The organism is Halolamina salina, from assembly GCF_042678005.1.
Classification (GTDB): Archaea; Halobacteriota; Halobacteria; order Halobacteriales; family Haloferacaceae; genus Halolamina; species Halolamina salina.
Genome location: NZ_JBHUDH010000013.1, coordinates 2656 through 10376, shown reverse-complemented (window position 1 = coordinate 10376; position 7721 = coordinate 2656). Strand labels below are relative to the sequence as shown.

Here is a 7721-nt window from a genome sequence, read left to right as displayed (position 1 = left end):
CGCCCCGAGCCCGGCCTCGGCGCCCGGGAGCAGCCGCTCGCCCCGGACCACCGTCCCGTCCACGTCGAGGATGGCGCCGTCGTAGCTCATGGAAGCCCCTACGGCCGGCGGGGTCGAAAAGGCGCCGCCCGGCCTACTCCGGCGAGGTGACCGGGATCGTCACCGCGTCGTCGCCCTCGTCCCGCTCCTCGCCGAACAGGTCGTCCACCGCGGCCTCGACGTTCCACTTGTTCGATTTGAACGCGGCGTCGAAGACGGGCCCGACGAACGGGATCGAGCCGCCGGCGAAGTCGACGGTGATCCGGGCGAGCATCCCTAACAGCGTCCCGAAGGAGACGCCCAGCCGGGCCGACTCGACGACGATGTACAGCGAGATGCCGGCGCTGAGCGCGTCGCCGACCCCGGGGAGCATCGAGAGCAGCGGATCGACGCCGATCCGGTACTCGATCACCGGGATCTCGACCGACTCGTCGAGCACCATCGCGACCGTGCGCATCCGCTCCAGCGCCGCGCGGTCGACCGATTCGGGCACATCGGCCGGATCGACACCGTCGAACGCCGCCGCGATCTCGTCGCTCATGGCTCACGGTAGGGGCGTGGGCGGGGTAAGCGCTGGGGCGAGGTTCCCGGGTCCGGTGGCGTAGTCGAGCGGACGAACGACGCTCCCCCCCGGTCGATTGCCCGAAGAGGGGCCTTTATCTGCCGGAGGGAGGTACGGTGGTGCATCCCGATGGTGTCACCGGTGAACTACTGCAGTTCCTGCGGCCACCTCTCGCCGCCGGACTGGGAGGAGTGCCACCACTGTGGCGACGACTTCGAGGGGGAAACCGTCTGGTCGGAGTCCCGGCTCACCGACTACTACGAGCGGATAGAGGCCGGCTACGGCCGGTATCTGGTCCTCGGGTATCTCTCGACGTTCGTCGTCCCCGTCCTCACGTTCGTACTCGCCACAGTCGTCTACAGGCTGGCCCCGGGGATACAGCTCCTCTGGGGCGGAACGCTCCTCCTCGGCGTCGCCGGAGCGATAGGCGGGCTGTCCTTGGCGCTCGGGAGCTGGGCCATACTCGACGGCGAAGACCTCCTGTTAGGGGGCGAACCGACGCTCCCCCGGACGATACTCAGTGGGTTGCTACTGTTGGTCGTCCTGACCGTGATCCTCCTGATCATCTCGATCATTCCCGCGGTGAACGCGTTGGTCGGGGTCGCGCTGGTGTTCTACGCGCTCGCCACTCCGTGGTTCGTCTACAAGACCTACAAACGAACTAAGGTCGACCGCGCCACCGCGGTGGACAGCCTGCTCGCCGACGACGTTCGCGATCAGGACGTCCGAAACACCGCCCTCGCTGTGCTGGCGGCGACGCCGGAGGGCGACGTGACGCCCGCCGATCGGGACGTGCTGCAAGACCACCTCGATTCGCGCCTCCGGCTGGCGGTCCCGCTCGTGCGCGCCGAGACGTTCCTCGAAGCCGCGACCGTGACCCATCGGGACGCTCCCGAGGCGGCCAAGCGGGAGCTCGTCGAACGGGTCATCGAAATCGGCGAGACGCTCCGAAGCGAGCGGGAGTACGAAGACGCGGTCGCCGTCTTCGACGCCGCCGACGGGCTTCGGCAGGGGATCGACCTCGACGACTACCCCGAGGAGATCGAGGACAACCGAAGACAGATCGCGACCGCGGTCATCGCGGACCGGGTCGGGAGCCTGGACCGACTTCAGAAACGGACGCTACAGGCGGGGGAGGCACTCGCCGACGACGGGGAGTTCGAGCAGTCGATGGCGTGCTACCGGAGCGCGGAACTGCTCGCGGCCGCGCTCGACCGCGACGACGAAGTCGACGAAATCACGCAGCGGCGGAGCCGACTCGAAACCGAGATGACCGTGTCACGGTTCGAGGAGTCGGTCGACGAACTGTTCGACCTGCTCCGGTCGGCCGAGCGCGCCGTCGACGCCGGCCAGTACGAGACGGCGATCCAGCGGTTCCGGACGATCGACGACCGGCTGGCGCCGAGTGCCCCCGACGAACACGAGGAGAGTCACCGAGAACTGACCGATCGGCTCGACAGCGGGCTCGCGACGGCCGCCCGGCAGCGCTTGCTCGGTTTGCTCCCCGAGTCGCCGACGCCGTTCGAGCGGGAACTGCTCGCGGAACTCCTTCCGGCACCGATCGGCGATCGGCTCGATTCGATCTACGACGGGACGCTCGACGAGGGGCGCTACCCGGAGTTACTCGACGAGGACTGGCTCGGAACGGCCGAGCGGGCGACGGAGCTGGTCGAGCGCTATCGAAGGGTCCGAGACAGGATCGAGGCCGCGACGGCGCCGAGCGAGCCGTACCTCGACCGACTGGACGAGATCGTACGGTCGGCGGAGCAGTCGCCGGACGACGCGGTCCGCAGCGGGGAGCTGTTCGCCGCCGTCCTCGAACGGCTCGACCGACTCGCCGCCGACGATCCCGACCAGTCGATCGTCGAGTGGGCCGACGCCGTCAGGACTGCGCTCCGCCACCGCGAGTCGCTCCGGGAGGGGTCGGAGCTCAAGCGGGTGCGAACGCTCGTCGACTCGATGGACACCGTCGAGGAGTATCAGTCGGCGTTCCCGTCGCTCTCTATCGACGCCATCGTCGACGAGATGCGTGAACGGATCGAGGACGGGGTTCCGCTCGCTCCCGAGGCGTTCTCGGCCGAGTTCGACCGGATCGATCGCCTCGTCGAACAGGAGATCGAGACGCTGACGGGCGAACTGGCGGCGTTCGTCGAGGAGTGGCGGCGACATCCCGCCGTCGACGCCCGGGAGTGGCGCCGCGCGATCGAGGAGGCGCGTGAGAGCGGCGACCCCGATCCGGTGCTGGAGCCGTACCGTCGGATGCAGCAGATGCAGGGGTCGATGTGGTCCCGTGACGAGCTGTATCAGTTCTCCTGGGAGGCGTTCGAGCACCTCGTCGCCAACCTCTACGAGCAGAAGGGGTACGAGACGACCGTCACCGCCGGCTCCCGGGATCTGGGCGTCGACGTCTGGGCGGAGAACGGCGTCGAGCGGATCGCGATCCAGGTCAAGCAGTTCGCGGAGGGGAACACGGTCGGCCGAGAGGTGATCCAGAAACTGGAGAGCACGATCGCCCGCGGCGACGCCGACCGTGTCGTCATCGTCACCAGTTCGTCGTTCGCCACCACCGCCGAGCGATACGCCGCGAACTCCTCGGCGGTCGAACTGATCGACGGCGACGGGCTCGTGGCCGACCTGACGCGGTACAACGTCCCGTCCTCCGGGCTGGAGTAGTGCGGCGTGCACCTCCCCGGGCAAGCTCGGCGCCGTTCTCGGCGTGGCTACGTTCGGGGCAACGCGACTGCGACGCGAACGGTCACGAACGGCCAACCGAACCCACGGGTCCGGTGCCGGGGATAGTTAAGCCGCGGGCGATCCAACGTCCGTCCATGGCTACTCTGGAAGTCGTCGACCGCTGGGACGGCGGTATCAGTTGGACGCTCGCCGAGGAGGTCGGCGAGATGCACCGCACCAGCCACGCGGTCGAGACCGACGACGGCCTCTGGGTGATCGACCCCGTCGACGCCCCCGGACTCGACGACGAGCTCGCGGACCTGGGCGAGGTTGCGGGAGTGACGCTCCTGCTCGACCGGCACAAGCGCGACGCCGCCGCGGTGGCGCAACGCCACGACGTGCCCGTCTCGCTCCCCGAACCGCTCTCCGACGTCGCCGACGACCTCGACGCCGAGACCGAGAGGTACAGTCGGACGCTCCCCGACACCGAGTTCCGGGCGATCACGGTCGTCGACAACCGACTCTGGCACGAGGTGGCGCTATACGACCGTGACCGCGGGACGCTGATCGTCCCCGAAGCAGTCGGCACAGCCGAGTTCTTCACGACGGGCGTGGAGCGTCTGGGCGTCCACCCCGCACTGCGGCTGTTCCCGCCGCAGACCGCGCTCGGCGGCCTCTCGCCCGACAGCGTGCTCGTCGGCCACGGGCCGGGCGTGTTCGACGACGCCGCGAACGCGCTGCGGGTGGCGCTGGCCCGCTCGCGGAAGAGCGCGCCGAAGTACTACGCCGGGCTTCTGTTGTCGCCGCTGCGGTAGCGTCACGCATTCGGGAATACCAAACTACAACTGCGACAGCCGACCTACTTCAGGTAACGTGACCCGTCCGCAGCTTACCCATATCCAGATCGACAACTACGGCCCGTGGACCGTTGAGCCGGAACCGCGCCGCGAGATGGACCTCCAGACCCTGCAGTCCCGACTGTTCGCCGACATCGCGCAGTTCGTCGGCTCGCGGGACGGCTACGCCTTCTTCACCCGGTTCGACAACATGGTCGCCGTCACCAACGGGCTCGACCGGACCGACCACGAACTCCTGCAGGAGTCGATCGGCAACCGCTACCCGATCTCCGTCAGCCTTGGGACCGCGGTCGACCCCGTCCCCATCGAGGCGCTCGAGGGCGCGACCGAGCGCGTGCAGGCGGCCGGCAGCGCGCAGGATCGCGCCCGACGCGAGGTGCTCGGCGGCGAGTACCGGCCACCCGAGGCCGGCGACGTGTCGATCGCCCACTTCGACGTGAACGACGCGACCGGGAAGTACACCGACCGGCTGAACGAGTTCGACTCGTTCATCCGCATCGAGCAGGCGTACGCCAGCCTGATGCGGTACATGCGCGAGGCCCACGGCGCGCTCTCGTTCTTCGTCGGCGGCGACAACGTGATTTCCGTCGTCCCGGAGATGACCGAGGCGGAGTACCTGGAGGCCATCGAACACGTCAGCGACGACGCCGGCGTGGAGCTCAAAGTCGGCGTCGGCTTCGGCCCGACTCCCCACGACGCGGGGATCGACGCCAAGCACGCCCTCGAAGACTGCCGGTACGACGGTACCCGGGTGGAGTTCGCCGGCGACGAACACTGACGCGGTGCCAGACGGCGCCACCCTCCGACCTCAGAGGCGCGTCACCAACAGGTAGCCGACGAGCGCCAGCCCGAGCAAGAGTCCGACGAGGTAGGCGACGAACCGGTGGTTCCCGCCGCCGAGGGCGGCGTCGAACAGCACGCTGGCCGCACCCCACACGGCGAGTACGACGCCGACGAGGAGGACCGTCTCAGCGGCCGTCACCGTAGGTCACGTCGGTGAGCGCGGGCCGACGCGGCTTAGCCGTTGTGACACGCCCCTTCCGCAACCGCTTTTTCTGTCGGCCCCGTCGCACAGGTAATGACTGAGCCGGTACCCGTCGCGGTTCCCCGGAAGGGGCGGCCGCTGGAGGCGGTGCTGGAGCGGGTCGCCACCGTCGCCGACACCCCCGACGCCGACGCGACGGTCGACGAAGTGACCTCCGTGCTCCGCTACGAGAAGGCGATCACGAAGGGGGAACAGACCGCCGAGAAGGGGAGCTACGAGCGGCTGCTCGAGTACTCCATGCCCACCGACCCGCTGGGTCCGGAGTTCACACTGATCCGTGACGACCGCGAGGGGAAACCCCGCCGGATCGTCTTCGACAGCCTCACCGTCGAGCTCGACGGGACGCCGGTCCACCTCGTGGGACGGGAGGAGCCGTTCCGCGCGCTTCGCACCCACGAGTTCGCGCTCGGCTTCGACGCCGCCGATCTGGTGCTGGAAGAGGTCGTCTCCCTCGGTCCGGAGGGGGTCGACAACCTCGCCGCCGTGAACGAGCGGATCGACCCGACGGAGTCCGACGTGCGCGTCGTCACTGGGCTCGGTGATACGGTGTACCACACGCTGCTCGGGACGCCCGAGACCGTCCCCTCCGGCACCGACCTCGACCGGGCGTTCCTGGCCGACTACGAAGGCCCGCTCTGCATCTCGCCGCGCTACGAGCGGCTGGTGGAGGCGGTGCTGGGGATGGACGCCCTCGACGGCGTCGAGTTCGTCTACCCCGAGAACGGGCAGGAGGAGGAGGCCGCCATCGCCGAGGCCGGCGTCGGCGACTACCTCACCGTCACTGGGAACACCGCTCGCGACCACGGCCTCGTGCTGGGCGAACAGCTGTTCCCCAGCGAGACCGTGTTGCTGGAGAACACTGCCGAAGTCGACAGCGAGATCGAGGCCGTGCGCTCGATTATCACCGGCGGCCTCCGCGAAGAGACGGAGCTCTGGGCGTAGCCCGACCCGGAGTCGTCAGAGCTTACCCGAGTCGGTTCGACGCTCGGCTATGGATCTCGAAGCCACGTTCGGACGGAGCCAGCCGATCGTCGGGATGGTTCACCTCGACCCGCTGCCGGGCGCGCCGAAGTTCGACGGCGACCGCGCGGCCGTGATCGAGCGGGCGCGTGCCGACGCCCGGGCACTCGAGGCCGGCGGCGTCGACGCCGTGATGGTCGAGAACTTCGGCGACGCGCCGTTCTACCCCGACGACGTGCCCAAACACGTCGTCGCCTCGATGACCCACGCCGCGGGTGCGGTCGCCGACGAGGTCGACTTGCCGGTGGGCGTGAACGTGCTCCGGAACGACGCCGCGGCGGATCTCGCGGTCGCGCAGGCCGTCGGCGCGGAGTTCATGCGGGTGAACATCCACACCGGCGCGCGCGTCGCCGATCAGGGGATCATCGAGGGGAAGGCCTACGAGACGATGCGGGAGCGCGAGCGCCTCGGCGCCGACGTAGCGGTGTTCGCCGACCACGACGTGAAACACTCCGCACCCATCGCTGCCGAGGACTTCACCGCCGAGTCCTTCGCCGACAACGTCGAGCGGGGGCTGGCCGACGCCACGGTCGTCTCGGGGATGGGCACGGGCCACGCCGTCGACCGGGAGGAGCTTCAGCGCGCCGCCGACCGCCGCGAGGAGTTCGGACTGGACGTACCGCTGTTCGTGGGCAGCGGCGTCACCGCCGACACGGTCGGGGAGATCCTCTCGATCGCTGACGGCGTCATCGTCGGCACCGCGCTCAAGTCGGGGTCGGCCTCCGGCGAGCCCGTGAGCGAGGAGCGGACCGGGGAGCTGGTCGCCGCCGCCGACGAGGTCCGGGAGTAGGTCGTCGACTCTGGCGCTGCTGCTGAGGCGGAGTAGCGAACAGGCGGCCGTCGCGTGCCCGAGGCGTGTGGCCGCACACCCGCAGACGCCCCGGGTCGGTTCTCAGCGCATCGACGGCCCTGCCTGCGCTCTCGTTCAAAAGAGTTCGCCCGATCAGTCGAGCAGGTCGTCGAGGGTGGCCCGGACCCAGTCCATCTCGTCCTCGTTCACCTGGTGGCCGAGCCCCTCGTAGAGCCGTTCCGTCACCTCGGCACCGCGCTCGCGGTAGGCGTCGGCGGACTCTCGGACCCGTAACGCGGGGATGTGCGGATCGGTTCGGTCGCAGCCGAAGAAGGCGGGCGTCCCGTCGAGGCTCCCTTCCTCGGTATCGGGCGGCGTCGTGTTCTCCGGCCCCATCAGGCAGCCGCTGAGTGCGGCCAGCCCGCCGTAGCGCTCGGGGTTCCGGTAGACGTACTCGGCGGCGAGGCAGGCGCCTTGTGAGAAGCCGAGTACGACCACCTTCTCCCGCGGAACGCCGGCGTCGAGCGCCAGTTCGACGGCGTCGCCGACCGCTCGAAGCGCCGAGTCGAGGTGTGGCTGATTCAGTTCCCGCTCGGCCGTGGCGGCGTGGGGGTACCAGGTGTCGTGGTACGCCTCCGGAGCGATGTGGGTCACACTGGACCGGTCGTGTTCGTCGGCGAGGTCGAGGACGGTGCCCGGACGGGCGCCGCGGCCGTGGAGCAGGACCAGCGCAGC

At 69.4% G+C, this 7721-nt stretch carries 8 protein-coding genes and 1 pseudogene; 5 read left to right on the top strand and 4 right to left on the bottom strand.

The window, feature by feature from the left end; all coding sequences use genetic code 11:
- Window positions 1-90, bottom strand: a pseudogene (locus ACFR9S_RS01895) (HAD-IIA family hydrolase); the annotation flags it as partial.
- Between the two features lie 43 nt (window positions 91-133).
- Window positions 134-580 carry a DUF4112 domain-containing protein gene (locus tag ACFR9S_RS01890; protein ID WP_379730732.1) on the bottom strand — a complete coding sequence of 149 codons (447 nt, stop codon included), beginning with the start codon at window positions 578-580 and terminating at the stop codon, window positions 134-136.
- Between the two features lie 150 nt (window positions 581-730).
- Between ACFR9S_RS01890 and ACFR9S_RS01885 the strand changes: the two genes are divergently transcribed.
- The 3 genes from ACFR9S_RS01885 to ACFR9S_RS01875 all read left to right on the top strand — a co-directional run bounded on the left by ACFR9S_RS01885 (window position 731) and on the right by ACFR9S_RS01875 (window position 4909).
- The gene (locus ACFR9S_RS01885) at window positions 731-3274 is read left to right on the top strand and encodes a restriction endonuclease (RefSeq protein WP_379817936.1); all 2544 of its coding nucleotides are present in this window, start codon (window positions 731-733) and stop codon (window positions 3272-3274) included.
- Window positions 3275-3429: 155 nt separating this feature from the next.
- Window positions 3430-4089, top strand: a complete 660-nt coding sequence (locus ACFR9S_RS01880) for a hypothetical protein (RefSeq protein ID WP_379730730.1) — start codon at window positions 3430-3432, stop codon at window positions 4087-4089.
- A gap of 58 nt (window positions 4090-4147) precedes the next feature.
- Window positions 4148-4909 carry a GTP cyclohydrolase III gene (locus tag ACFR9S_RS01875; protein WP_379730729.1) on the top strand — a complete coding sequence of 254 codons (762 nt, stop codon included), beginning with the start codon at window positions 4148-4150 and terminating at the stop codon, window positions 4907-4909.
- Window positions 4910-4939: 30 nt separating this feature from the next.
- Here the strand turns inward: ACFR9S_RS01875 and ACFR9S_RS01870 are convergent, their stop codons facing one another.
- Window positions 4940-5113, bottom strand: a complete 174-nt coding sequence (locus ACFR9S_RS01870) for a hypothetical protein (RefSeq protein WP_379730728.1) — start codon at window positions 5111-5113, stop codon at window positions 4940-4942.
- 96 nt (window positions 5114-5209) lie between these two features.
- Here ACFR9S_RS01870 and ACFR9S_RS01865 point away from each other — a divergent pair, with 96 nt between their 5' ends.
- Entirely contained in the window at window positions 5210-6118 is a 909-nt protein-coding gene (locus ACFR9S_RS01865) for a hypothetical protein (RefSeq protein WP_379817934.1), read from the top strand.
- Window positions 6119-6167: 49 nt separating this feature from the next.
- Window positions 6168-6986: a BtpA/SgcQ family protein gene (locus ACFR9S_RS01860; RefSeq protein WP_379730726.1), complete on the top strand. Its 819-nt coding sequence runs from the start codon at window positions 6168-6170 to the stop codon at window positions 6984-6986.
- Window positions 6987-7139: 153 nt separating this feature from the next.
- On the opposite strand, the gene ACFR9S_RS01855 is transcribed toward ACFR9S_RS01860, so the two are convergent.
- The coding region (locus ACFR9S_RS01855; RefSeq protein ID WP_379817932.1) for an alpha/beta hydrolase at window positions 7140-7721 on the bottom strand (582 nt) is incomplete at its 5' end.

Coding starts and splice junctions, on each gene's coding strand:
- ACFR9S_RS01865 (WP_379817934.1), top strand. CDS start 5,210: ATGACTGAGCCGGTACCCGTCGCGGTTCCCCGGAAGGGGCGGCCGCTG.
- ACFR9S_RS01885 (WP_379817936.1), top strand. CDS start 731: ATGGTGTCACCGGTGAACTACTGCAGTTCCTGCGGCCACCTCTCGCCG.
- ACFR9S_RS01860 (WP_379730726.1), top strand. CDS start 6,168: ATGGATCTCGAAGCCACGTTCGGACGGAGCCAGCCGATCGTCGGGATG.
- ACFR9S_RS01890 (WP_379730732.1), bottom strand. CDS start 580: ATGAGCGACGAGATCGCGGCGGCGTTCGACGGTGTCGATCCGGCCGAT.
- ACFR9S_RS01880 (WP_379730730.1), top strand. CDS start 3,430: ATGGCTACTCTGGAAGTCGTCGACCGCTGGGACGGCGGTATCAGTTGG.